The sequence below is a fragment of the Massilia sp. Root133 genome (assembly GCF_001426525.1).
Taxonomy (GTDB): Bacteria; Pseudomonadota; Gammaproteobacteria; order Burkholderiales; family Burkholderiaceae_D; genus Telluria; species Telluria orientalis.
In genome coordinates this window covers 104,765-127,740 of the sequence record NZ_LMEW01000023.1, presented here as the reverse complement: position 1 = coordinate 127,740, position 22,976 = coordinate 104,765, and the positions used below count along the sequence as shown (strand labels likewise).

Genomic DNA, 22,976 nt, shown 5'->3' with positions numbered 1-22,976 from the left:
TTCAGGCTTTGCAACGCCGGGACTGGCAGTGGCCGTCACCGGGGAAAGCGTGAATATAAATCAGTACAGCTTCTTCGGCAGTTGCTGGCTGCGGATGCGCTTGTAGTGACGCTTCACGGCAGCGGCCAGCTTGCGCTTGCGCTCTGCAGTCGGCTTCTCGTAGAACTCGCGTGCGCGCAGTTCGGTCAGCAGACCGGTTTTTTCGATAGTGCGCTTGAAGCGACGCATAGCGACTTCGAACGGCTCGTTTTCTTTAAGGCGGATAGTGGTCATGTAAAAATGAAACCGTTGGATTTAGGGAAGAACGAAATTCTAACAGCTTTTCAAGTTCTGTGCGAAGTTTTTCATCAGTGTGCAAAGTTGCTACACGGCTGCTTTTTTCACTCGATCGCCCTGCCCGCCGCCACGCCGGACGCCCATGCCCACTGGAAGTTGTACCCGCCGAGCCAGCCCGTCACGTCGACCGACTCGCCGATGAAATACAGGCCCGGGACGTGGTTCGCCATCATCGTCTGCTGCGACAGTTCGCGCGTGTCGACGCCACCCAGGGTCACCTCGGCCTTTTTATAGCCTTCCGAGCCGGTCGGGACGATGGCCCAGCGGTTGATCGCATCGCCCAGCTTGCGCAATTTCGCATCGGCCATGTCGGGCAGGCGCGCATCCGGCATCAGGCCATTGCCGGTCAGCAGGCCTTCCGCCAGGCGCGTGGGAAGCCATTGCGACAAGATATTGCCCAGCTGCTTTTTCACCGACATCTTCATGCCGATCAGCTCTTCCGCCACATCCATTTCCGGCAGCAGATCCAGGACGATGGGCGTGCCCGGCTGCCAGTAGCTGGAGATTTGCAGGATGGCCGGGCCGGACAGGCCACGGTGCGTAAACAATAAGTCTTCGCGGAAGTAGCCGTACTTCGCGTTCTTGCCCTTCTTCGATCCTGTCGTCACGTCCACTTCGAGCGCGATGCCGGCCAGCGGCACGAACGGTTGCCAGCTGGGGCCGTCGAACGTCAGCGGCACGAGGCCGGGGCGCGTCTCGACGATGTTCAAATCGAAGTGCTTCGCGATGCGGTAGCCGAGGTCGGTGGCGCCGATCTTCGGGATCGACAGGCCGCCCGTTGCGACAACGACATTGCTCGCGAGGATGGGCTCGCCATCCGTGTCGATGCGGAACCCTTCCGTACTCTTCGTGACGCCGGCCACCTTGCACGGCATGCGCCACTGCACGCCGACCGCGTCGCATTCGGCCTTCAGCATGGCGATGATCTGTTCGGACGAGTCGTCGCAGAACAGTTGGCCGCGGTGTTTTTCGTGGTACGCGATGCGATGTTTTTTGACGAGCGCGAGGAAATCCTGCGGCGTGTAGCGCGACAGCGCGCTGCGACAGAAATGCGGATTCTCGGACAGGAAATTCTGCGGGCCGGCGTTGATGTTGGTGAAGTTGCAGCGCCCGCCGCCGGAGATGCGGATTTTTTCCGCCAGCTTGCCGGCGTGGTCGACCAGCAGGACGCGTTTGCCGCGCTGGGCCGCGGTGGCGGCGCACATCATGCCGGCGGCGCCGGCGCCGATGATCGCCACGTCGTAGTGTTTTGCCATGCCTTACTCGTTTGTCGCGCGCAAAAGGCGTGATTGTACGGGAAGGCGAACGGTTCAGACAGCCGAACGTAACGCTCGAGACACCTGCACGCACTGCGCCACCTGCGCCGCGATCGGCGGCGGCACGGGCTGTTCACCGCGCAGCGCCCGCGCGATCCAGTCCGCGGTCGCCGCGGCGTCGCGGCCTTCCGGTGCCGGCGCCAGCTCGTCGGTCGGGGCATCGCGCTCGACCAGCAGCGTTTTCTGGCCGGCGTGGAACCAGTTGATTTCCTGGGCGCGGTTGGCGTTCGCCACCGTCTCCCCTTCCGTGCCGCGCATGAGGAAGGCGTCGCCGCGCGCGTGCGGGGCGGCCGTTGCGAAATACTCGGTCAGCATCGCCAGGTATTCCGGGTGCGTGTACGACACGAGACGCAACGCCGGGCCTTCGAACGGCTGCAGGATCTTGACGATCGTGTGCGTGGAATTGCGCACGCCGAGGATGCGGCGCAGCGCCAACTGGTGCGCCAGTTCCGGCGCCAGCAACTCGATCGGCATGAAGCACGGGCGGCCGGCGGCGAAGGCGTCCAGCATGTCGGCCGTGGAGCCGCTCGGGCCGATGCCCATCTCGGCGAAGATCTCGGCCGTCGTCACGCGGCCCGGATCTTCCTGCACGCCGTGCACGAGCACCGGCACGCCCTCGCGCGCCAGCAGCAGGGCCAGCAGCGGCGTCAGGTTGGCCAGCTTGCGCGCGCCGTTGTAGCTGGGGATCAGCACGGGCGCGAAATCGCCGGGCGGCGCGGGCAGCGGCGCGAACGAGCTTTCCGCCGCGTCCATGAAGCCGGCGATTTCTTCCACGGATTCGCCCTTGATGCGCATCGCGAGCAGGATGCCGCCCAGTTCCAGGTCGGACACCCGCCCGTCGAGCATGGCGGCGTAGAGCAGTTTCGCATCCTCGCGCGACATGCTGCGCGCGCCTTTTACGCCGCGGCCGATCTCCTTGATGAAGCGGGCGGCCGGGAAGGGATTTGGGGAGGTGTTGGTCGTGTCCATAATGACAGGATACCATGCAACATTTTTGGGCAGGAGGATGCACGGTGTAAGATTTCAGGCTAGACTCAACGATCCCCTCTGGAATAAATACGATTGCCATGCTGATCACGCCCGATATCGAAAACACCAACGTCACCTCGTTCGCGACCATGCCGACGCCCAGCGAGCTGCATAAAAAGCTGCCGCTGACGGACAAGGCCTTCACCACCGTGATGAAGGGCCGCGAGACCCTGCGCAACATCCTCGACCGCAAGGACAAGCGCCTGTTCGTCGTCGTCGGCCCCTGCTCGATCCACGACCCGGTCGCGGGTCTCGACTATGCGCGCCGCCTGAAGGCGCTGCAGGCCGAGGTGGAAGACACGATGGTGCTCGTGATGCGCGTGTATTTCGAAAAGCCGCGCACCACGACCGGCTGGAAGGGCTATATCAACGATCCCTTCATGGACGACTCGTTCCGCGTGGACGTCGGCATGGAGCGCGCGCGCCAGTTCCTGCTCGACGTGTGCGAACTGGGCCTGCCGACGGCCACCGAGGCGCTCGACCCGATCTCGCCGCAATACCTGGGCGACCTGATCGCCTGGACCGCGATCGGCGCACGTACTACCGAATCGCAGACGCACCGCGAGATGTCGTCCGGCCTCTCCACGCCGGTCGGCTTCAAGAACGGCACCGACGGCGACGTCAGCATCGCCATCAACGCCGTGCTGTCCTCGTCCAGCCCGCACTCCTTCCTGGGCATCAACGGCCAGGGCGGCGTGTCGATCGTGCGCACGCGCGGCAATGCCTACGGTCACGTCGTGCTGCGCGGCGGCGGCGGCCGTCCGAACTACGACTCGGTCTCCGTCGCGATCGCCGCACAGGCCCTGACGAAAGCCGGCCTGCCCGCGAACCTCGTCGTCGACTGCTCGCACGCCAACAGCTACAAGAAGCCGGAACTGCAGCCGCTCGTCATGTCGGACGTGATCCAGCAGATCAGGCACGGCAACCAGTCGCTCGTCGGCGTGATGATCGAATCGAACATCGTCGGCGGCAGCCAGCCGATTCCGAGCGACCGGTCGCAGCTGAAGTACGGCTGCTCCGTCACCGACGGCTGCATCGCCTGGGACGACACCGAGGCCATGCTGCGCAACGCGCACCAGGAATTGCTGCAGCGGCCGTGATGCCCTGGCGGGCCAATGCAGGTACAATGGCAGATTGCGCGCCGCCCCGGCGCGCCGATCTTGTCTACCTCACACTGTTCCCTGCTTGCCCATGATTGTCCTCGGCGTCGAATCCTCCTGCGATGAAACCGGCCTGGCTCTGTACGACACGGAGCGCGGCCTGCTGTCCCACGCACTGCACTCGCAGGTCGCGATGCACGAGGAGTACGGCGGCGTGGTGCCGGAACTGGCGTCGCGCGACCACATCCGGCGCGCGCTGCCGCTGCTGGAACAAGTACTCGCGCAGGCCGACCTGCCGATGGAGCACATCGACGCCATCGCCTACACGCAGGGCCCCGGCCTCGCCGGTGCGCTGCTGGTCGGATCGTCCGTCGCCTGCAGCCTGGCGCTGGCGCTGGATAAACCCGTGCTGGGCGTGCACCACCTGGAGGGTCACCTGCTGTCGCCGCTGCTCGCGACCGAGCGGCCGGAATTCCCGTTCGTCGCCCTCCTCGTCTCCGGCGGCCACACGCAGCTGATGCGCGTGGATGGCGTCGGCCGCTACACCCTGCTGGGCGAGACGCTGGACGACGCGGCCGGCGAAGCCTTCGACAAATCGGCCAAGCTGCTGGGCCTCGGCTATCCGGGTGGCCCGGCCATTTCGCGCCTGGCGGAATTCGGCGATCCGGAAGCGTATAAACTGCCGCGCCCGATGCTGCACTCGAAAGACTTCAACTTCAGCTTCTCGGGCCTGAAAACGGCCGTGCTGACCGTCGTGAAGAATAATGCAGCGGATATCGCCAACGTCTGCGAGCAGGACAAGGCCAACATCGCGCGCGGCTTCGTCGATGCCATCGTCGACGTGCTGACGGCGAAATGCGTGCTGGCGCTGAAGCACACGGGATTGAAACGCCTCGTGATCGCGGGCGGCGTCGGCGCGAACCGCCAGCTGCGCGCGTCGCTCAACGAGGCCGCCGCGAAGAAGCGCTTCAAGGTCTACTACCCCGAACTCGAATTCTGCACGGACAACGGCGCGATGATCGCGTTCGCGGGCGCGCTGCGCCTGGAACGCAATCCGGACGCGGCCCAGCGCGACTACGCATTCAACGTGCGCCCGCGCTGGCCGCTGGACGAGATCGAGCCGGCGTAAAGCCTCTCAGGCGGCTTCCTTCGCCGGCCTCGCCTGCCGGTGATACAGGAACTCCAGCACCCGCGTCCGATACTCGTTGTACAGCGCATCGTGCGCCAGCGCGACGCGTTCGCGCGGCCGCGCCAGGCGCACGTCCACGATCTCGCCGATGGTCGCGGCCGGGCCGTTGGTCATCATCACGATGCGGTCGGACAGCAGCACCGCCTCGTCCACGTCGTGCGTGACCATCACGACCGTGGACTGCGTCTGGGCGACGATGCGCAGCAACTCGTCCTGCAGATGGGCGCGGGTCAGCGCGTCGAGGGCGCCGAACGGCTCGTCCATCAACAACACTTTCGGTTCCATCGACAGCGCGCGGGCGATGCCGACCCGCTGCTTCATGCCGCCCGAGATTTCGCTGGGCCGCTTCTGCGCCGCGTGCGTCAGGCCCACCAGCGCCAGCGCATCGGCCGTGCGGGCGCGCAGCTTGTCCTTCCCTTCGCGCGCGCCGAACACGCGCTCGACGGCCAGGTAGACGTTCTCAAAACAGGTCAGCCACGGCAGCAGCGAGTGGTTCTGGAACACCACCGCACGCTCCGGCGCCGGTCCGGCGATCTCGCGGCCGGCGCAGATCAGGACGCCCTCGGTGGCCCGCGTCAGGCCCGCCAGCAGATTCAGCAACGTGGACTTGCCGCAGCCGGAGTGGCCGATCAGCGTGATGAACTCGCCCCGCGCCACCTTCAGGTTGACGTCGGTGAGCGCGTGGAAGCGGCCCTTGCGGGTGTCGAACAGCATCTCGACCTGTTGGACTTCGATGAATTTCGGTTCGCTCATGATCCACTCTCTTCGTAGGTGACGGCGCGGGCCAGTGCGACCAGCGCCTGCTCGAGCACCAGCCCGACCACGCCGATGACGACGATGGCGATGAGGATGTGCGGCACGTTCAGGTTGTTCCACTCGTCCCACACCCAGAAGCCGATGCCCACGCCGCCGGTCAGCATCTCGGCCGCGACGATGACGAGCCACGCCGTGCCGATCGCCAGGCGCACGCCGGTCAGCATGTACGGCAGCACCGCGGGCAGCAGGATCTTCGTGAAGACCTTCCACTCCGACAGGTTCAGCACCCTCGCCACGTTCATGTAGTCCTGCGGCACGCGCTGCACGCCGACGGCCGTGTTGATGATCATCGGCCAGATCGAGCAGATGAAGATGGCCCAGATGGCGGCGGGATTCGCGGCCTTGAACACGAGCAGGCCGATGGGCAGCCAGGCCAGCGGCGACACGGGGCGCAGCAGGCTGACGATGGGATTGCACATCCCGGCCAGGAAGCGCGAGCGGCCGATCAGGAAGCCGAGCGGGATGCCCGCCGCCGCGGCGAGGCCGAAGCCCAGCGCCACCCGCTCGAGCGACGCGAGGATGTTCCAGCCGATGCCCTGGTCGTTCGGCCCGTTGCTGTAGAACGGGTCGGCGAACAGCTGGACGGCCGCCTCCCACGTGACGAGGGGCGACGGGAAGTTGCTGTTGTTCGCGGAGACGAGCTGCCACACCAGCACCAACATGGCGAGACCCAGCACGGGCGGCAGCACCGCCAGCAACAGCGCGCGGCCGTTCGGCACGCGCAGCGCCAGGGCGCGCCGGGCAGGCACGGCGTGTGCGCCCGCGGTCGAATTCACGACGGTATTCATGATGTCCTCCGGTTCAGGTCTTGATCTTGAAAGCGGCGGCATACGCGGCCGGGTTCTTCCCGTCCCACACGACGCCGTCGATGAGCTTCGCGGACCGCATCGGCGACTTCGGCACGTCGGCCTTCGCCATGGCGGCCGCCTCGCGGTACAGCGCGACCTGGTTGACGCTCGAGGCCACGGCCAGATAATCCGGATCGGACTTGAGCAGGCCCCAGCGGCGGTGCTGGGTCATGAACCACATGCCGTCCGACAGGTACGGGAAGTTGACCGAGCCGTCGTTGTAGAACTTCATGGTGTTCGGGTCGTCCCACGTCTTGCCCAGGCCGTTCTGGTAGCGGCCCAGGATGCGCTGGTTGATCACGTCCACCGAGGTGTTGACGTACGATTTGTCGGCGATCGTCTCGGCCATCTTGACCTTGTTGGACATGCTCGCATCGATCCAGCGGCTGGCTTCCAGCACGGCGGCCACCAGGGCGCGCGCCGTGTTCGGGTATTTCTTGACCCATTCGAGCGACGTGCCGAGGGTCTTTTCCGGGTGGTCTTTCCAGATGTCCTGGGTGGTTGCGGCCGTGATGCCGACGCCGTCGACGATGGCGCGATGGTTCCACGGTTCGCCCACGCAGAAGCCGTCCATGTTCCCGACGCGCATGTTCGCCACCATCTGCGGCGGCGGCACCGTGATCACCTTCGCGTCCTTCATCGGGTTGATGCCATAGCTGGCCAGCCAGTAATACAGCCACATCGCGTGCGTGCCGGTCGGGAAAGTCTGGGCGAAGCTGTACTCGCGCTTGTCCGTGCTCATCACCTTCGCCAGCGACGGGCCGTCCACGGCTCTGGCGTCGGCCAGCTTCTTCGACAGGGTGATGGCCTGGCCGTTCTGGTTCAGGCTCATCAGCACCGCCATGTCCTTCTTCGGACCGCCGATCCCCATCTGCACGCCGTAAATCAGGCCATACAGCACGTGGGCGGCGTCCAGTTCGCCGTTGACCAGCTTGTCGCGCACGCTGGCCCACGACGATTCCTTGCTGGGGACAATCCTGATGCCGTACTTCTTGTCGAAGCCCAGCACCGACGCCATTACCACGGAGGCGCAATCGGTCAGCGGGATGAAGCCGACCTTCACTTCGGTCTTCTCGGGCTTGTCGGAGCCGGCGGCGAAGACCCCACCGGAGACGAGTCCGGTGAGCGAGGCCGTGGCACCGGCGGCCAGCAGGCGGCGGCGGGTCAGATTGGTTGTATCGGTCATGTTGGTCCTTGTAGAAGGCAATCGAAAGAAGAGACAACGCTGCGGCGGCGGAGTGGCCAGCTCCGGCGCCCTCATAGTCAATACAGCAATTGCCATGCCAACAGTCGAAACGGTGCGTCGGCACCGCGGTTGTGCCGACGCACCACGAAAAACGGGCGCACACACCGATTGCGTGCAGAGCCACGCGCGGGTATGCCAGCCTGCGGCGCATGCGCGTCCGGAACCGTGCGGCGTGCGCCGGCGTGGCGCATGGGCGCCTGTCACATCGTTGTCATCCCATCAAGATAGAGTTGCGCCCCGTTCCCACTACCACGGACCACGATCTTGAAACGCAACCACGCATTGCTCGCGGCCCTTGCTGCTGCCGGCCTCACAGGCTGCGGCGAGCCATCCACGCCCGCCAACGTCATCCCCGAAGGCACGACCGTCACCCTCGCCCTGCTCGAGACCACCGACATCCACTCGAACGTCCTCGGCTATAACTATTACTCGCTCGCCGACGACGCGACCCTGGGCCTCGACCGCACGTCCACGCTGATCCGGCAGGCGCGCGCGGAAAGCCCGAACAACCTGTTGTTCGATGACGGCGACGTCATCCAGGGCACCCTGCTGGCCGACCTGCAGGCCGTCACGGCGCCCGTGAAGTGCGGGGAGACGCTGGCCGTGCACAAGGCGATGAACGCGCTGAAGTACGACGCGGGCGGCCTGGGCAACCACGAATTCAACTACGGCCTGCCGTTCCTCAGCCAGGTCACGAACACCGACTTCGGCATCCCGGGCGTGAGCAAGCCAGCCGGCACCTGCGGCGGGCCGAACTTCCCGCTCGTGCTGTCGAACGTGACCGCGGTCGCCACGAACAAGACGATCTACGAGCCCTACCGCATCCTCGCGCGCAACTTCACGGCGACGAAGCCGAACGGCGAGACGATGCCGGTCACCGTCAACGTGGGCGTGATGAGCTTCGTGCCGCCGCAAATCCTCGACTGGGACCAGAAGAACCTGGCCGGCAAGGTGGCCGTCGGCGGGTCCGTGGAAGCGGCGAAGCAGTACGTGCCGGAGATGCGCGGCAAGGGCGCGGACCTCGTCGTCGCGCTGTCGCACGGCGGCCTCGATACGAGCGCGTACAGCCCGAAGATGGAAAACCAGAGCTATCACCTGAGCACGACCGGCATCGACGCCCTGCTGATCGGCCACTCGCACCTCATCTTCCCGAAGGGGAAAGAGACGGGCGCCGCGGCGCTGGATCCGTCGTTCGCGGCGATCCCCGCATCGGCCAAGGTCGATGCGGTGAACGGCTTCGTCAACGGCGTGCCGACCGTGATGGCGCAGAGCTGGGGGCGGCGCCTCGGCATCGTCAAGCTGACGCTCGCGTACCAGGGCGGCAAGTGGGTGGTGCAGCCGGCGCAGACGACGGTCGAATCGCGCGGCTACAAGTACAAGGACGGCACGACCAGCGTCGCGGCCGACCCGGCCATCGCCGCCGCCGTGCAGACCGAGCACCAGGCGACGATCGCGTATGCCAAGCAGCCGCTGGGCGTGTCGACGGACTTCGAGATGTCCTCGTACTTCGCGCTCGTCGGCGACGTGTCGGCCATCCAGCTCGTGAACCAGGCGCAGATCGACTATGTGAAGAACGCCATCGCGGCCAGCACCGACGCGACGCTGTCGAGCTATAAAAACATCCCCGTGATCTCGTGCAGCGCGCCGTTCAAGGCAGGCCGCAACGGACCGTCCGACTTCACGGACGTGGCGCCGGGCGCGACGCCGGCGGCGCCGGTCGGCCTGCAAGTGCGCAACCCGGGCGACCTTTACCTGTACAGCAACAACAACCTGCAGGCCGTGAAGATCAAGGGGGCGGACCTGAAGAACTGGCTGGAGACGGCCGCGAAGCAGTTCGCGCGCATCGATCCGGCCGCGACCGCCGAGCAGGATCTCGTCCCGTCGTACGGCACGATCTACAACTACGACGTGTTCTATGCCGAGAACAACGCGCTGCAATACCAGATCGACGTGACGAAGCCGGCCGGCAGCCGCATCGTCGACCTGACGTACCAGGGCAAGCCGGTGGCGGACACGGACGACTTCATCGTCGCCACCAACGACTACCGCGCGGGCGGCGGCGGCAACTTCCCCGGCATCGACGGCAGCAAGACGATCATCAAGTCGCCGGACGCGAACCAGTCCGTCGTCGGCAACTACCTGCAGAAGATCGGCGCGGCCACCGGCAAGGTCACCCTGGCCGCGAACGGCGGTGCGCGCAGCTGGCGCTTCGTCAAGACGGCGACCGCCGGCCCCGTGATCCTGCGCTCGGCGCCGGGCCACCTGGCGCTGGCGCAGGCCGCGGGTCTCGCCGGCGTCACGGCCGAGGGCGGGCTGGACGCGAGCGGCTTCGCGAAGTATGCGATCGATCTGTCGAAGTAAGCCGGCATGAACCTGCGACTCGCGTGCGCGCTGCTGTTCGTTTTGCTCGCCGGCTGTGGGCGCGCCCCGCTGCCGGCCGAGATCGAGGCCGTGTCGATGGCCGCGTCCCAGCGCGGCGATGACGCCGCCGAGCAGCGCCTGCGGGCCTGGGCCGCCGACGGCATGCCGGTGGCCGAGCGCGAGCTCGCGCTGCTGTGCCGGAAGCGCCATCGCGACGACCAGGCGCGCGCCCTGTTCCTGCGCGCGGCGCGCCAGGGCGATGCGGAAGCCGCCCATCAACTCGGGGAACTGGAACGCGACCGCCCAGGTACGAACGCCCAGGCTGCGCAGTGGTACCGCCAGGCCGCGCAGCAAGGGCACCCGAAAGCCGCGCTGAGGCTCGCGCTGCTGTTGAAGAACGGCGACGGCATCCCGGCGGACAAAGCGGCCGCCGCGCACTGGCTCGGCGTGGCCGCGCAGGCGGGCGATGCGCATGCGATGTTCCTGTTGTCGAACGCGTACGCGGACGGCGACGGCGTGCCGGCCGATCCACGCCGCGCGCGCGAGCTGCTGGAACGCGCGGCCGACCGCGAGTACCCGGCCGCGATCCAGGAACTGGCGCTCGTCAAGCAGACGGGCGACGACCTCACGCCGAAGGATGCCGCGGAGGCGGACCAGCTGCTGAAAGAAGGCGCGGAACACCGGCGCAGCAACGCGCACCGTTTCTGATTCGGGTGAACTTGTAACCTTGACATCGATCCTACCGTGTGACCGTCATTCTCCAAAGAATGGCAAACTCTGGCAGTTGAGTTTTACGGAGGTATCGAATGCGCGTGGTTAGCTGGAATATTCACTGGGGCTGTGGGAGGGACGGGCGCATCCGGATCCACGCAATCATCGATGTGCTGCGCAAGCTGAATCCCGACGTGATCTGCCTGCAGGAAGTGGCCGCCAACCATCCCGAACTGGAGGGCAGCGCCAGCGCGAGCCAGTTCAAGCAACTGGCCGGCGCGTTCGGCGGGTACCACATGATCGAGCAGGCGCCGAGCGAAATCTACCGGAACAACCTGCCCCGCCAGTTCGGCAATCTCCTGCTGTCCAAATACCGCATCACCCAGGCGCAGCGCCACATGCTGCCCTGGCCCGTCGATCCGGAACACCCGGCCGGCATGCCGCGCGGGATGATCGAAACCGTGCTGGAAGCGCCCGGCGGCAAGCTGCGCGTGCTGACGACCCACCTCGAATACTATTCGCCCATGCAGCGCCGCGCGCAGATCGCCCGCATCCGCGAACTGCACGAGGAAGCGTGCGCCCGCGCCGCCGTCTACCAGCCGGACCCCGCGCTCGAGCCGCCGTTCCAGCTCGGCTTCCGGCCAGGCACGGCGATCTACTGCGGCGATTTCAATTTTGGTCCGGATTCGGAAGACTACCGCGCCCTGCTGGCGCCCGCGTCGAGCGGTGCGCTGGGCCTCGTCGACGCATGGCGCGTGCACCACGGCGACATCCCGCGCGCCCCGACGGCGGGCTTGCACGGCTTCAAATGGCCGGAAAAGCCCGGCTGCTACGATTATTTCTTCGTCACGGAAGACCTGGCGGGGCGCGTGTCCGACATGAGCGTGCAGTCCGAGACGTCGGCCTCGGACCACCAGCCCATCGTACTTGATCTGAACTGAGAACCGCTCAGGCGGCCGGTTCCTCGTCCTGCTCGAGCTCCTCGTCCTGCTGCGCGATCTGGCGCAGCGCCTGCTCGAACACCTCGGGCGGCTGGCCGCCGGAGATCAGGTGGCGCTGGTTGATCACGATCGCCGGCACCGAGCGGATCCCGGCGCGCTGCCAGTAGTACTCGAGCTGGCGTACCTCGTCCGCATACGCGTTCGATGCCAGCACCTGGCGCGCGGCCTCCACGTCGAGGCCGACCTCGCCCGCCGCGCGCAGCAGCACGTCGTGCGCGCCCGGGTTCTCGCCCAGCGTGAAATACGCCTCGAACAGCTTTTCCTTCAGCGCCTGCTGGCGGCCCTGGCCTTCCGCCCAGTGCAGCAGGCGGTGCGCGTCGAAGGTGTTGTAGATGCTGCCGCGTTTGCTCATGTCGAACGTGAAGCCGACGGCCTCGCCGCGCTGGCGGATCATCTCGCGCGACTGTTCCTGCTGGGCGGGCGTGGAGCCGTATTTCTCGGTGATGTGTTCGAAGATGTCCTGGCCTTCCGGCCCCATCCCCGGGTTCAGCTCGAAGGGCTGGAAATGCATGTCGACCGTAATGTCGCCGCCCACCCGCTCCAGTGCCTGTTCGAGCGATTTCAGCCCGATCGCGCACCACGGGCACGACACATCCGACACGAAATCGATTCTCATCTGCTTGCTCACTTTTTCACCGCCTTCCAATTGGTTTCATTAACGCTGATGGCATATGGTGACACATCGAACGAAAGGCAGCAGCGCGCCAAACAAATTCGGCAAATAGTGTTCGGAGCAATTTCCAAAAGCCGGGCTCTGACCCCGGTTTTGGTTTATTTCTTTTTGACGGCCGGTTTGGCGGTCGCGGCACCCTTCGATTTGCTGCCGATCTTCGATTCCTTGCCGGCCATGAGATTGCCGATATTGCTGCTGTGGCGGTAGAGAAGCAGCAGGCTCATCGCGATGACGGCGAACAGTTTTTCATCCGCGCCGAACAGCAGGCCGTAGTAGAACGGCGCGAAGATCGCGGCCACCAGCGCGGCCAGCGACGAGTAGCGGAACGCGTACGCGACGACGAGCCACGTGACCAGCGTCGCCAGGCCGAGCCAGACGTTCAGGCCCAGCAGCACGCCCAGCGCGGTCGCCACGCCCTTGCCGCCGACGAAGCGGAAGAACACGGGCCACAGATGGCCCAGGAAGACCGCGATGGCGACCAGCGCCACGCCGCCGTCCTCGACGCCGAAGCGCTCGCCGAACTGGACCGCGAGCCACACGGCCAGCCAGCCCTTGGCGCAGTCGCCGACGAGCGTCGCGATGGCGGCCTTCTTGCTGCCCGAACGCAGGACGTTGGTGGCGCCCGGGTTCTTCGAGCCATAGGTGCGCGGGTCGGCCAGGCCGAACAGGCGGCTCGCGACGACGGCGAAGGAAATCGAGCCGATCAAATAGGCTGCGATGGTGAACAGAATTGTGTACATGAGTCTCTTTTCTTCATCCACGGCCAGGAATCTGGCGCGCGTGAAATATACACCATCGGCCGAGCCCGGCGATAGTCAGTCGGCCAGCGCGCAGTGCACGGGCCGGGCTTTCAGCACGTCCACCAGCACGGCCGGCGCGATCCCGACCAGGAAACCGCGCCGTCCGCCATTGATATAGATCTTGTCCAACTGCAGGATGCTTTCCTCGACGTAGACCGGCATCGCCTTGCGCACGCCGAACGGCGACGTGCCGCCGACCTGGTAGCCGGAATGGCGCTGGGCGACGTCCGGCTTGCACGGCTCGACGGATTTGCAGGGGATGGCGCGGGCCAGGTTCTTCGTCGAGACCTTGCAGTCGCCATGCATCAGCACGATCAGCGGCTTGGCCGCCTCGTCCTGCATCACGAGGGTTTTCACGACGGCGTGCTCTTCCACGCCCAGCTCGCGCGACGACACGGCCGTACCGCCGTGTTCCTCGTATTCATAGGGGTGCTCCGTGAAGACGACCCCATGCTTGCGCAGGAACTGTGTCGCCGGGGTTTCGGAGATATGCTCTTTCTTGGCCATGCGTGTTACGCTAAATGCAAACGGAGGAGTTGCTTATTATGCAGCAAGAGATTCGCTTTGCCACCTTCAACGTGTGTAACCTCGCCACGCCGGGCGCCAGGCTGTACGACAACCTGGAGCCGAGCACCCCCGAGGAATACGAAGCGAAGATCGCCTGGACCGCGCACCAGATCGACATGCTCGGCGCCGACGTGATCGGCTTCCAGGAAGTGTTCTCCCAGGCCGCGCTGGCCGAGGCGCTGTCGCGCACGCGGCGCTTCCGCGACGCCGTCCACGTCGGCTTCGATCCCGATCCGGACGCCGAGAAGCTCACACCCAGCGTCGCCCTCGCCTCCCGCCTGCCCCTCGCGGACGCCCCGCGCCAGCTCCCCTATTTCCCGCCCGGGATCGCGATGCCGCCCGGCAACCGAGATCCCGAACGTTTTACCCGCGCCCCGCTGCACGCGGCGATCCAGCTGACGCCGGATCTCGTCGCCGACGTGGTGGTGGTGCATTTGAAATCGCGCCGTCCCGACTACCGCGCGGGCGACACGGGCGACGACCCGCAGCTGTACGCGCTGGCGTCGCTGCGCTCGCTGATCCGGCGCGGCACGGAAGCGGCCGCGCTGCGCGTGCTGCTGACCGACATCGGCCGCACGCACCACCGTCCGCGCGTCGTGCTGGGCGACTTCAACGACGTGGCCGACGCGGTCACGACCGGCATCGTGCTGGGCCTCGGCGCGCCCAGCGGCGACCGTTTATATGATGCCTGCCAGCTGCAGGGCCGCCGGGACCATCTGCGGCACGTCGGTTTTTCCAACGTACATGATGGGTACCATTCCACGATCGACCACATTCTCGTATCGGCGGAATTCAATGCGGCGTTGCCCGGGGCGCTGGGCGAGGTCATCGACGTCGTGTACCTGAACGACCACCTCGATCTCGGGTTGCCGGAGGCGTCCGACCACGGGCAGGTGTTGGCGCGGCTGCGGCTGTTCGAGCAGGCCGGGACGCCGGCAGGGGACGGTTGACGCCCGCCCGTCGTTCCCGCGAAGGCGGGAACCCAAGTTTGCATGCGTCGCGATAACGCTGGCGAACTTGGATCCCCGCCTGCGCGGGGATGACGTTGTTTGAGTATCGGGTGTCTTTCTGCCATCCGCACGCCCGCCCCGGATTTTTCGCAGTTCAGCGTCCCTTTTGCACCGCTCGTCGCATTCCGATAGCGGTTCGTCATCGTCAAACCTACCATGCCGTCATGCGCTGGGAGCTCCATCCTGCCTGGCAGGACGGAGCACGTGCGCTCTCCATTCCGCTCGCGCTTGTCACCACATAAAGAACAACCATGAAGATCGAGTCCCTGCCTTTGTCCGCCGACCAGCCCGCCAAGAAAACGGCGCCGCGCCGCCGCGCCAGGGTCATAGCGCTGTCGCTGCTCGCCGTCGCGCTGGCGGGCGCCGGCGCGTATGCGCTGACCCACCGCGCCGCGGCCCCCGCGCCGACGGCCGCGCCGGCACGGGCGCCGGCGCCCGTGCACGAGCTGTCGGTGCGCGACATCGCCCGCATCGAGGCGCGTCCGCTGGCCGTCACCCTGCCCGTCACGGGATCGTTGATGCCGCTGTCGCAGGCCACCGTCAAGTCGAAGGTGTCGGGCATCGTGCTGTCGACCGCCGTGCAGGAAGGCATGGACGTCAAGGCCGGCCAGGTGATCGCGCGGCTCGATCCCGCCGAGGCGCGCGCCCGCGTGGCGCAGCAGCAGGCGATGCTGGCCGACGCGCAGGCACGCCTGACGATGGCGAAGAAAAACATGAGCAACAGCGCATCGCTGCTGAAGCAGAATTTCATTGCGCAAAACGCATACGACACGTCGGCGAACGCCGTCGACCTGGCGCAGGCCGCCGTCGATTCCGCGCGCGCGCAGCTGGACCTCGCGCGCATCGCGCTGGCCGATACGACGATCCACGCGCCGCTCTCGGGCGTCGTGAGCAAGCGCCATGCGCAGGCCGGCGAAAAGCTGGCGCCGGACAGCCCCGTGTTCTCGATCGTCGACCTGAAGCACCTGACGCTCGACGCCCAGGTGCCCGCGTCCGACATCCCCCGCATCCAGGTCGGCCAGGACGTGCAGTTCAAGGTCGACGGCTTCGACGGCCGCAACTTCACGGGCAAGGTCGCGCGCATCAATCCAGCCACCGAGACGGGCTCGCGCGCCATGATCGTGTACGTGGACGTGGCGAATCCCGACGGCGTGCTGCGCGCCGGCATGTTCGCCAAGGGGACCATCGTCACCGACAAGTCGAACGCGCATCCGCTGCTGCCGATCGGCGCCGTCCGCCAGGACAATGGCCGCGACGTCGTCTACCGTATCGCCGACGGCAAGGTCGTCGCGCAGCCCGTGAAGCTGGGCCTGCGCAACCAGGACGAAGGCGTCGTCGAAGCGCTGGAAGGCGTCGACGCCGGCATGACGGTGCTGGCCGTGCCGCTGGACGGCATCAAGCCGGGCAGCAAGGTCAAACCGCCGGACGCGAAAGGCTGAGCCATGTGGATCACCCGTACCAGTATCAAATACCCCGTCTTCGCCACGATGGTGATGGTGGGCCTGATGGTGCTCGGCCTGTTCGCGTACCGCGGCCTTGGCGTCGAGAGCATGCCGAACGTCGAGATCCCGGCCGTCTTCATCGAGACCGCGTATCCCGGCGCCTCGCCCGAGCAGGTCGAGAATGACGTGACGCGCCCGCTCGAGGAAGCGGCGAACACCGTCGGCGGCATCAAGACGATCCGCAGCACGTCGTGGGAAGGCCGCTCGGGCGTCGGCATCGAATTCCAGCTGACGGTCGACATGGACCGCGCCGTGCAGGACCTGCGCGACCGCATCAGCACCGTCCGCGGCGGCTTCCCGCGCGAGGTGAAGGAGCCCATCGTGTACCGCGAGGAAGGCGAGAACACGCAGCCCGTGGTCCTGCTGGCGCTGACGTCGAAGGAGCGCAGCCTGCGCGACCTGACGATGCTGACCGACCAGGTGATCGTCAAGCGCCTGCAGGCCGTGGCCGGCGTCGGCCAGATCCGCGTCAACGGCAAGCAGGACCGCCAGGTGCTGATCGACATCCGCCCCGACCAGCTGAAGAGCCTCAACGTCGGCATCGACGAGGTGATGAACGCGATCACGACGACCAACGCCAACCTGCCGGCCGGCCGCATCAGCCGCGGCGCGCGCGAGAACCTCGTGCGCATCGAAGGCAAGATGAAGGAAGCGGCCGACTTCCGGCGCATCGTCGTCGCCAACCGCACGGGCGGCCCGATCTACCTGAGCCAGGTGGCCGACATTTCCGACGGCGCCGCCGAGGAACAGTCGATCTCGCGCGTGAACGGCGAACGTTCCATCACGCTGGAGATCGCGAAGATCCAGGACGCCAACACGGTGCAGGTGGGCACCGGCGTCAAGGCCGCCATCGAGGCAATGAAGACGACGCTGCCGAAGGACGTGCAGTTCCGCATCCTGGACGACAAGGCGAAGAACGTGCAGGGCCAGCTCGACAACGTCAAGGACACCATCCTCGAAGGTGCGCTGCTGACCATGGTGATCGTGTTCTTCTTCCTGCACTCGTGGCGCAGCACCATCATCACGGGCCTGACCTTGCCGATCTCGGTGCTGGCCAGCTTCATCGCGATGAAGTACTTCGGCTTCACGCTGAACTTCCTCACCTTGATGGCGCTGTCGCTGTGCATCGGTCTGTTGATCGACGACGCCATCGTCGTGCGCGAAAACATCGTGCGCCACCTCGGCATGGGCAAGAACCACGTGCGCGCCGCGGAAGACGGCACCAACGAGATCGGCGTCGCGGTGATGGCGACGACCTTCGCCATCGTCGCCGTGTTCGTGCCGATCGCGTTCATGAAGGGCATCATCGGCCGCTTCTTCCTGCAGTTCGGGATCACCGTCGCCGTGGCCGTGCTGGTGTCGCTGTTCGTCAGCTTCACGCTCGACCCGATGCTGTCGTCCGTGTGGCCCGATCCCGTGAAGGGCCGCTTCAAGTACATGCCGTGGCTGGGCCGCCTGATGGCGCGCATCGAGCACGGCATCGAATGGCTGCACGACGTCTACGCGAAGGTGCTGGCGCTGGCGCTGGACTGGCGTAAATCCACGCTGCTGCTCGCGGTCGTCCTGTTCGCGGCCAGCCTGATGCTGGTGCCGAAGATCGGCGGCGAGTTCGTGCCGCAGGTCGACGACGGCTACATCCACATGCGCCTGAAGACGCCGATCGGCTCCAGCCTGGACTACTCGGATGCGAAACTGCGCCAGGCCGAGGCGGCGCTGGCCGAGTTCAAGGAAATCGAAAGCGTCTCGACCATCGTCGGTTCGTGGGAAGGCCGCAATTACTCGGAGGTGCACCTGAAGCTGACGGACGTGCACAAGACGCACCGCCGCTCGCAGCAGGAGATGGAAAAAGTCATCCGCGAGCGCCTGGAGAAAATCGCCGGCATCTCGCTGACGGTGGGCCAGCGTCCGATCTACATCGCGATCCTCGGGAATGACGAGGCGAAGCTGGACGCCGTGGCCCACACGCTGATGGACAAGATGCGCAAGATCCGCGGCATCGCCGACATCGAGTACAGCCAGGAAGGCGCGAACCCGGCCACCATCGTCAAGATCAACCACGAGCTGGCGTCCGACCTCGGACTCACCGTGCAGCAGATCGGCACGGCGCTGCGTCCGTTCGTCGCCGGCGACCAGACCAACCGCTGGCTCGCGCCGGATGGCCAGAACTACGAAGTCAACGTGCAGCTGCCGAAGTCGGGCCGCGAAAAGGTGGCCGACCTGGCCGACCTGTCGGTGGCATCGAGCAAGCGTGACGCGATGGGCAACCCGGTCATGGTCCCGCTGCGCCAGGTCGTGCAATTCATCCCGTCGACGAGCCCGCAGATGCTCAAGCGCCAGGCCCTGCAGCGCCGCGTGGCGGTCTTCGCCGGCCTCGAAGGCCGTCCGCTGGGCGACGTGATGGGCGACGTGAACAAGGAAATGAAAGCCATGCAGCTGCCGGACGGCGTGCGCTTCGACGTCGGCGGCGACGCCCAGCAGATGGACGAGACGATGGCCGGCTTCGGCGTCGCCCTGGGCATCGCCGTGATCTTCATCTACCTCGTGCTGGCCTCGCAGTTCGGCAGCTTCCTGCAGCCGATCGCGATCATGGTGTCGCTGCCGCTGTCGCTGATCGGCGTGCTGATCGCGCTGCTCATCACGAAGACGACGCTGAACATCTTTTCCATCATCGGTGTCGTGATGCTGATGGGTCTCGTGACGAAGAACGCGATCCTGCTGGTGGACTTCGCCAACCATGGCCAGCGCGAAGGCCGGTCACAGTTCGACGCGCTGATGGAAGCGGGCCAGGTGCGCCTGCGCCCGATCCTGATGACGACGCTCGCGATGATCTTCGGCATGCTGCCGATGGCGATCGGCATGGGCGAAGGCGGAGAAACGCAGGCGCCGATGGGACGTGCGGTGATCGGGGGCGTGATCACGTCGACGCTGCTCACCCTGGTCGTCGTGCCCGTGGCGTACACCTATCTCGACAGCCTGGGCAAGCGGGTGGCGGCGTGGTTCAGGAAGGGGCACGAAGAAGATACGGCTACGGAACAAACCGCATGACGTCGTCCTCGCGAAAGCGGGGACCCATACAGAGCATCAGGAATCGCACGAGACGCTTTAAGCAAGCTCGGCATGGGTTCCCGCGTGCGCGGGAACGACGTGTGGTCAAGCGGGGTCATGCTCCTGCCGTGCCTCTTCCCCGGCATCTTCATCCTGCGCCGGCGCATCGTCCCCCTTGTGCTGCTTGGCTTCCTGCTTCTTGCGCGCCTTTTCGTCCGCCTTGCGTTTCTTCTCCAACTCCCGCTGGCGTTTTTCGTACTGGAAATTCGTCTTGGCCATGCTCACCTCTTGCTATCGTTGGAAAGGTCGTACTAGTCCATTATGGACCAGTCATCCTACCCCGTCTTGAGAATTAACCACGCGGGTGGTGCCGGGCGTGGAGATGCTTCAGGCGCTCGCGCGCGACGTGGGTGTAGATCTGCGTCGTGGAAATGTCGGAATGCCCCAACAGCAACTGCACCACGCGCAGATCGGCGCCGTGGTTCAGCAAATGCGTGGCGAACGCGTGACGCAGCGTGTGGGGCGACAACGGCGCCGTGATGCCCGCCTTCGCCGCATGCTTCTTGATGACGACCCAGAACATCTGGCGCGTCATCGGCCCGCCGCGGCCGGTCACGAACAGCGCGTCGTCGACCTGGCCATCGAGGATGACGCCGCGCGCCTCTTTCATGTAACGGTCCAGCCAGTGCCGCGCCTGTTCGCCGAACGGCACGAGGCGCGTCTTGCTGCCTTTACCAGTAATGCGCAGTACGCCATCGTTCAGGCTCAGTTCGACCAGCTTCAGCGCGACGAGTTCCGACACGCGCAGGCCGCTGGCATACATCAGTTCGAGCATCGTGCGCTCGCGCAGGCCCAGCGGCGTCGAGACGTCCGGCGCCGCGAGCAGCGCATCGACCTGGGCCTCGGTGAGCGTATGGACGAAACGCTGCGGCTGCTTCGCGGACGCCATGTTCAAACACGGATCGGCGGCGATGCGGCGGTCGCGCAGCGCGAGCTGGTAAAAACGCTTCAGCACGGACAGCCGGCGGTTGGCCGAACTGGGCTTCGTGTCCTCGTGGCGTTCGGCGAAATAGGCGGCGACGTCCTGCGGCTCGACGGCGTACAGGTCGCTCCGCTCGGGCCGCTTGACGTCGAGCCAGCGCGCGAACAGGCGCAGGTCGCGCCGGTAGGCATCGAGGGAGTTCTTTGCGAGACCGTGCTCGAGCCAGAGCGTGTCGCAGAACGCGTCGATCAGGGGAAGATTGACTGCTGCTGCCATGGCATCTCGAGCGCCAGCGCGCCTTCGTGGCGCAGCAGCCAGCGCTTGATTCCGAGCTGGAATCCATGTTCGTCGTCGCTGCTGGAAAAACCGCCCAGGCCGCCGGACGCCGTCACGCGGTGGCACGGGATCACGAGCGGGAACCAGTTGGCGCCGCAGGCCTGGCCGACGGCGCGCGGGGCCGATTCCAGCTGCTTGGCGATCTGGCCGTACGTACGGACGCTGCCGCGCGGGATCGCGCAAATGGTGTCCCACACGCGCCGCTGGAATTCGCTGCCGGCCTCCTTCAGCGGCAGGTCGAAGCGGAAATCGGGATCCTCGAAGTAGCGCGCCACCTGGACGGCGGCCTGCTCGGCGACGGCATCCTGCGCCGATTTTTCGTGGTAATGCGGCGGCAGGTAGACCAGTTCGCGCAACCGCCCATCTTCGGTACGGATGCCCATCGCTCCAAACGGCGCCGCGATGATGGCGCTGAAAATCTCGCTGCCTTGTTGTGTGCTCATCGACGCAGTGTAAGACCCGGAAGACGTGTTCGCAAGCCTGCACGGCCGTGGGCAAAAAAAACGCACCCGTAGGTGCGTTTCTAATATGGTCACGTTTTCGGCTGCCTGGTCATTGCCGGCTGCATCATATAAAACGTGTGTCTCCTCCTAACTGTTTTACGGTAAAGTTTGTGTTTACCGCTTTCTTTTCCCTCTCCCAAATCGTATTCGGTCGCTTTATCGCACCAGGTTGGTGCCAAAAGGTGCCCCATCATAACGCAACCGCATAAGAAAAGCGTAGTTTTTTATATACATTCACGAAATATATTTCGGTCATAAGCCCCCATGACATGTCATAAAAATGCTAGTGCCAGTGTTTCATTGATTACAGGCAACTAACACTTATTTACCCGCACCGAATGAGGGCGATTGTCACCGGGCCTGGGCTGTCGTGACGGGCGCCGTCGCCTGCGAGGTTGTCCTGTTGATCGCATCGATGAGATCCTTGCCGATCCGCCCTTCCACCTGCTTCTGCACGGGCAGCAGGGCGCGGCGCCAGTCGGCCTGTTCCTGCGGCGTCAAGGTATAGATCTTCGTCTTGCCGGTCTTGCGGATCGCTTCGAGGGCCGCGTCGTTGTCGCGCTGGGCGATGGTCTTTTCGAATGCCGTCGCTTCGCGCATCGCCTGCTCCAGCTCCGTCCGGATGTCGCGCGGCAAGCCGTCCCAGAATTTCTTGTTGACGATGACGGCGTAGCCCAGATAGCCGTGGTTCGACACCGTCACGTACTTCTGCACCTCATGCATCTTCTGCGTGTACATATTCGACGGCGGGTTCTCGGTGCCGTCCACGATATGGGCCTGCAGGGCGGGATAGACTTCGGAAAACGCCAGCACCTGGGGCACCGCGCCGAGCGCGCGCATCTGCACGTCGAGCACCTTGGAGCCCTGGATGCGCATCCGCAGGCCACGGAAATCCGCCGGGCTGTGCAGCGGGCGGTTGGCCGACATCACTTTAAAACCATTGTCCCAGTAAGCCAGGCCCGTGATGCCCTTGGCTTCCAGTTTTTGCAGCAGGCTCTTGCCGATCGGCCCTTCCGTCACGGCATACAGCGCCGCCTTGGTCGGGAAAATGTACGGCAGGTCGAACGCTTCGAATTCCTTCACGCCGAGCGGCGCGAACTTGGCGAGCGACGGCGCCAGCATTTGCACGGCGCCCAGCTGCAGGGCTTCCAGCTCTTCCTTGTCCTTGTAGAGCTGGCTGTTGGGATAGACTTCGACCTTCACCCGGCCGTGCGTCCGCTGTTCCGCCAGCACGCGGAAGCGTTCGGCCGCCAGACCCTTGGGCGCGTCCGGCGACACGACGTGGCTGAACTTGATGATGATCGGGGCCTGGGCGTGGGCGCCGGCGCCAGTCACGACAGCAAGCGCGGCCAGCAAGGCTTTGATGCGCATAAATTTTATGTTCCCGCGGTGTATATTCGGATACCGACCGCCAGTGTGCCGCTTCGCGGGTCGTACCGCTATCGTGGAAAACCACGACAGGAAACGTCGAAAAACCTGCTGCGCGTTGCACTGTTGTTCTGCGATGCTCACTGTACTGCTCGTACAGTTGTGCTTCTCGAACAACATTGCCGCCGCTCGCGACGGTTTTTCGAGGTTTCCGACAGACAGTCGTCGGCAAAAGCT

At 65.4% G+C, this 22,976-nt stretch carries 21 protein-coding genes; 8 read left to right on the top strand and 13 right to left on the bottom strand.

Annotated features, from left to right (window positions below):
• Positions 1 to 60 precede the first annotated feature (60 nt).
• The 3 genes from rpsU to ybiB form a co-directional block, all read right to left on the bottom strand.
• Positions 61 to 273 (bottom strand): 30S ribosomal protein S21, encoded by a 213-nt coding sequence (gene rpsU, locus ASD28_RS16585; RefSeq protein WP_005665410.1) that lies wholly within the window; start codon positions 271 to 273, stop codon positions 61 to 63.
• A 107-nt stretch (positions 274 to 380) separates the two neighbouring features.
• Positions 381 to 1,592, bottom strand: coding sequence for an NAD(P)/FAD-dependent oxidoreductase (locus tag ASD28_RS16580; RefSeq protein ID WP_056130179.1), 1,212 nt, complete (start codon positions 1,590 to 1,592; stop codon positions 381 to 383).
• 54 nt (positions 1,593 to 1,646) lie between these two features.
• On the bottom strand, positions 1,647 to 2,621 hold the full coding sequence (gene ybiB, locus ASD28_RS16575) for a DNA-binding protein YbiB (protein WP_056130176.1): 975 nt from the start codon (positions 2,619 to 2,621) through the stop codon (positions 1,647 to 1,649).
• Between the two features lie 98 nt (positions 2,622 to 2,719).
• Here ybiB and ASD28_RS16570 point away from each other — a divergent pair, with 98 nt between their 5' ends.
• On the top strand, positions 2,720 to 3,781 hold the full coding sequence (locus tag ASD28_RS16570) for a 3-deoxy-7-phosphoheptulonate synthase (RefSeq protein WP_056130173.1): 1,062 nt from the start codon (positions 2,720 to 2,722) through the stop codon (positions 3,779 to 3,781).
• Between the two features lie 91 nt (positions 3,782 to 3,872).
• The gene (gene tsaD / locus ASD28_RS16565) at positions 3,873 to 4,910 is read left to right on the top strand and encodes a tRNA (adenosine(37)-N6)-threonylcarbamoyltransferase complex transferase subunit TsaD (protein WP_056130170.1); all 1,038 of its coding nucleotides are present in this window, start codon (positions 3,873 to 3,875) and stop codon (positions 4,908 to 4,910) included.
• Positions 4,911 to 4,916: 6 nt separating this feature from the next.
• Here the strand turns inward: tsaD and ASD28_RS16560 are convergent, their stop codons facing one another.
• Genes ASD28_RS16560 through ASD28_RS16550 form a run of 3 tightly spaced genes read right to left on the bottom strand, consistent with a single transcriptional unit; the run spans position 4,917 to position 7,820 of the window.
• A complete protein-coding gene (locus tag ASD28_RS16560; protein WP_056130167.1) occupies positions 4,917 to 5,723 on the bottom strand; it encodes an ABC transporter ATP-binding protein in 807 nt (268 codons plus the stop codon).
• Positions 5,720 to 6,574, bottom strand: coding sequence for a nitrate ABC transporter permease (gene ntrB, locus ASD28_RS16555; RefSeq protein ID WP_229412001.1), 855 nt, complete (start codon positions 6,572 to 6,574; stop codon positions 5,720 to 5,722). The genes ASD28_RS16560 and ntrB overlap by 4 nt, the downstream gene beginning before the upstream one ends.
• A 13-nt stretch (positions 6,575 to 6,587) precedes the next feature.
• On the bottom strand, positions 6,588 to 7,820 hold the full coding sequence (locus tag ASD28_RS16550; protein ID WP_056130164.1) for a CmpA/NrtA family ABC transporter substrate-binding protein: 1,233 nt from the start codon (positions 7,818 to 7,820) through the stop codon (positions 6,588 to 6,590).
• 321 nt (positions 7,821 to 8,141) lie between these two features.
• Between ASD28_RS16550 and ASD28_RS16545 the strand changes: the two genes are divergently transcribed.
• The 3 genes from ASD28_RS16545 (at position 8,142) to ASD28_RS16535 (ending at position 11,893) form a co-directional block, all read left to right on the top strand.
• The gene (locus tag ASD28_RS16545) at positions 8,142 to 10,241 is read left to right on the top strand and encodes a bifunctional 2',3'-cyclic-nucleotide 2'-phosphodiesterase/3'-nucleotidase (protein ID WP_371831797.1); all 2,100 of its coding nucleotides are present in this window, start codon (positions 8,142 to 8,144) and stop codon (positions 10,239 to 10,241) included.
• Positions 10,242 to 10,247: 6 nt separating this feature from the next.
• Positions 10,248 to 10,949: a tetratricopeptide repeat protein gene (locus tag ASD28_RS16540; RefSeq protein WP_056130158.1), complete on the top strand. Its 702-nt coding sequence runs from the start codon at positions 10,248 to 10,250 to the stop codon at positions 10,947 to 10,949.
• Between the two features lie 98 nt (positions 10,950 to 11,047).
• Positions 11,048 to 11,893 carry an endonuclease/exonuclease/phosphatase family protein gene (locus tag ASD28_RS16535; protein WP_056130156.1) on the top strand — a complete coding sequence of 282 codons (846 nt, stop codon included), beginning with the start codon at positions 11,048 to 11,050 and terminating at the stop codon, positions 11,891 to 11,893.
• Positions 11,894 to 11,900: 7 nt separating this feature from the next.
• Here ASD28_RS16535 and ASD28_RS16530 read toward each other — a convergent pair whose 3' ends face one another.
• The 3 genes from ASD28_RS16530 to ybaK all read right to left on the bottom strand — a co-directional run bounded on the left by ASD28_RS16530 (position 11,901) and on the right by ybaK (position 13,933).
• Positions 11,901 to 12,569 carry a DsbA family oxidoreductase gene (locus ASD28_RS16530; protein ID WP_373994802.1) on the bottom strand — a complete coding sequence of 223 codons (669 nt, stop codon included), beginning with the start codon at positions 12,567 to 12,569 and terminating at the stop codon, positions 11,901 to 11,903.
• A gap of 155 nt (positions 12,570 to 12,724) precedes the next feature.
• Complete coding sequence (gene plsY / locus ASD28_RS16525) at positions 12,725 to 13,366, bottom strand: glycerol-3-phosphate 1-O-acyltransferase PlsY (RefSeq protein ID WP_056130155.1); 642 nt, start codon at positions 13,364 to 13,366, stop codon at positions 12,725 to 12,727.
• Positions 13,367 to 13,441: 75 nt separating this feature from the next.
• A complete protein-coding gene (gene ybaK / locus ASD28_RS16520; protein ID WP_056130152.1) occupies positions 13,442 to 13,933 on the bottom strand; it encodes a Cys-tRNA(Pro) deacylase in 492 nt (163 codons plus the stop codon).
• A 38-nt stretch (positions 13,934 to 13,971) separates the two neighbouring features.
• On the opposite strand from ybaK, the gene ASD28_RS16515 reads away from it, so the two are divergent.
• The 3 genes from ASD28_RS16515 to ASD28_RS16505 all read left to right on the top strand — a co-directional run bounded on the left by ASD28_RS16515 (position 13,972) and on the right by ASD28_RS16505 (position 19,550).
• On the top strand, positions 13,972 to 14,943 hold the full coding sequence (locus ASD28_RS16515; RefSeq protein ID WP_056130149.1) for an endonuclease/exonuclease/phosphatase family protein: 972 nt from the start codon (positions 13,972 to 13,974) through the stop codon (positions 14,941 to 14,943).
• A 311-nt stretch (positions 14,944 to 15,254) separates the two neighbouring features.
• Positions 15,255 to 16,442, top strand: a complete 1,188-nt coding sequence (locus ASD28_RS16510; protein ID WP_056130146.1) for an efflux RND transporter periplasmic adaptor subunit — start codon at positions 15,255 to 15,257, stop codon at positions 16,440 to 16,442.
• 3 nt (positions 16,443 to 16,445) lie between these two features.
• On the top strand, positions 16,446 to 19,550 hold the full coding sequence (locus tag ASD28_RS16505; protein ID WP_056130144.1) for an efflux RND transporter permease subunit: 3,105 nt from the start codon (positions 16,446 to 16,448) through the stop codon (positions 19,548 to 19,550).
• Positions 19,551 to 19,655: 105 nt separating this feature from the next.
• On the opposite strand, the gene ASD28_RS32460 is transcribed toward ASD28_RS16505, so the two are convergent.
• The 4 genes from ASD28_RS32460 to ASD28_RS16490 all read right to left on the bottom strand — a co-directional run bounded on the left by ASD28_RS32460 (position 19,656) and on the right by ASD28_RS16490 (position 22,742).
• A complete protein-coding gene (locus ASD28_RS32460; RefSeq protein ID WP_200948776.1) occupies positions 19,656 to 19,829 on the bottom strand; it encodes a hypothetical protein in 174 nt (57 codons plus the stop codon).
• Between the two features lie 73 nt (positions 19,830 to 19,902).
• On the bottom strand, positions 19,903 to 20,808 hold the full coding sequence (xerD, locus tag ASD28_RS16500) for a site-specific tyrosine recombinase XerD (RefSeq protein ID WP_056130141.1): 906 nt from the start codon (positions 20,806 to 20,808) through the stop codon (positions 19,903 to 19,905).
• On the bottom strand, positions 20,781 to 21,311 hold the full coding sequence (locus tag ASD28_RS16495) for a methylated-DNA--[protein]-cysteine S-methyltransferase (protein ID WP_056130139.1): 531 nt from the start codon (positions 21,309 to 21,311) through the stop codon (positions 20,781 to 20,783). The genes xerD and ASD28_RS16495 overlap by 28 nt, the downstream gene beginning before the upstream one ends.
• Positions 21,312 to 21,722: 411 nt before the next feature.
• Positions 21,723 to 22,742, bottom strand: coding sequence for a TRAP transporter substrate-binding protein (locus ASD28_RS16490; RefSeq protein ID WP_056130136.1), 1,020 nt, complete (start codon positions 22,740 to 22,742; stop codon positions 21,723 to 21,725).
• Between the last annotated feature and the right edge of the window lie 234 nt (positions 22,743 to 22,976).